1 protein-coding gene and 1 tRNA gene are annotated in these 1,220 nt (G+C 63.9%); one reads left to right on the top strand and one right to left on the bottom strand.

Translation table 11 applies throughout. The features are described from left to right. The first annotated feature begins 8 nt into the window (after positions 1–8). Complete coding sequence (locus tag NW826_RS10320; protein ID WP_414510080.1) at positions 9–1,010, top strand: glycosyltransferase family 9 protein; 1,002 nt, start codon at positions 9–11, stop codon at positions 1,008–1,010. A gap of 3 nt (positions 1,011–1,013) precedes the next feature. Here the strand turns inward: NW826_RS10320 and NW826_RS10315 are convergent. Then, positions 1,014–1,094: transfer RNA gene (locus NW826_RS10315), tRNA-Leu, on the bottom strand. Between the last annotated feature and the right edge of the window lie 126 nt (positions 1,095–1,220).

Raw genomic sequence — 1,220 nt, 5'->3', positions numbered from 1 at the left:
GATGCTTTATGGAGATGGCTTTTCGAGACGCGGCTTTGGCCCCCCGCATTTTGGCTTTGGTGCCGGGGGGGATTGGCGACCAGATTTTGTTTTTTCCCACCTTGGCCAGTTTGCGGCAGCGCTATCCAGAGGCGGAGCTGGCGGTGCTGGTGGAGCCGCGGGCGGCGGCGGCCTATGAGGTTTGCCCCTCGGTCAATCGGGTGCTGACCTTCCCGTTCAAGCAGCAGCTCTCGTTGGCAGACCTCAGCGACCTGCTGGGGCGGATTCGGGAGCGGCCGTACGACGCGGTGCTGAGCCTGGGCCGAAGCTTGGGGGTGAAGCTGCTGCTCTGGCTGACCGGGATCCCCAAGCGGGTGGGCTATGCGCCGCCGGGGCCAGGCCGGCCTTGGCTCACCGACCCGGTGCCCCTGAAGCCGGCCCAATATGCCGCCAACATGTACCACGACCTGGTGCAGGGGTTTGGCATCACGGTGCCGGCGGGCTTGCCTCAGATTCGCCTCAAAAAAACAGACCTGGAGTGGGCGGAGCAAGAGCGCCGGCGCCTGCTGGGGGACGCCGCCCAAGACTATGTGCTGTTGCATCCGGGGGCCAGCCAACTGTCGCAGGAGAAGGGCATTCAGAAGCTCTATCCCCCTGAGAAGTGGGTGAAGGTGGTCAGGGGCTTTCGGGAGAAGCGGCCGGAGCTGCCCTTGGTGCTGGTGTTGGGGCCAGAGGATGAGCAGTTGGCAAAAGGGTTTTTGTCGCAACTGCCGGATCTGGCAGTGAGCCGCCCTGCCCAGCTGGGGCAACTGGCGGCCTTGATTGGTGGGGCAACGCTGCTGTTGTGTGTGGATAGCGCTCCCATGCATCTGGGGGTGGCGACGCAGACGCCGCTGCTGGCGCTGTTTGGGCCGACTGAACCGGAACGGCTGCTGCCGGCTGAAGGGCCGTTTCGGTTCCTCAAGGCGGCCAATGGGGCGATGGAGTCGATTGTGCCGGAGCAGATTCTGCAGGTGATCTTTCCTGGTTAGGGATGCGGACGAAGGGACTTGAACCCTTACGCCTTGCGGCACTAGATCCTAAGTCTAGCGCGTCTGCCGTTCCGCCACGTCCGCTGTTGTCCCTCATGCTAACCCGGCAACCGGGCAACGGCGACCTGCAGGTCATCGGTAGCGTCCAAAACCACCCAGCCTTGCCCCACCGTCCGTTTCCACAACTCAAAGTGCAAGTGGGGCCCCGTC

The sequence above is a fragment of the Synechococcus sp. OH20 genome (assembly GCF_047502685.1).
Taxonomy (GTDB): Bacteria; Cyanobacteriota; Cyanobacteriia; order Thermostichales; family Thermostichaceae; genus Thermostichus.
Note: the sequence above shows the minus strand (reverse complement) of the source record. Positions and strands in the feature narration are given on the sequence as shown.

What these genes read in the sequence shown, in the direction of transcription:
- NW826_RS10320 (WP_414510080.1), top strand. Translation starts at nt 9, where the DNA reads ATGGAGATGGCTTTTCGAGACGCGGCTTTGGCCCCCCGCATTTTGGCT.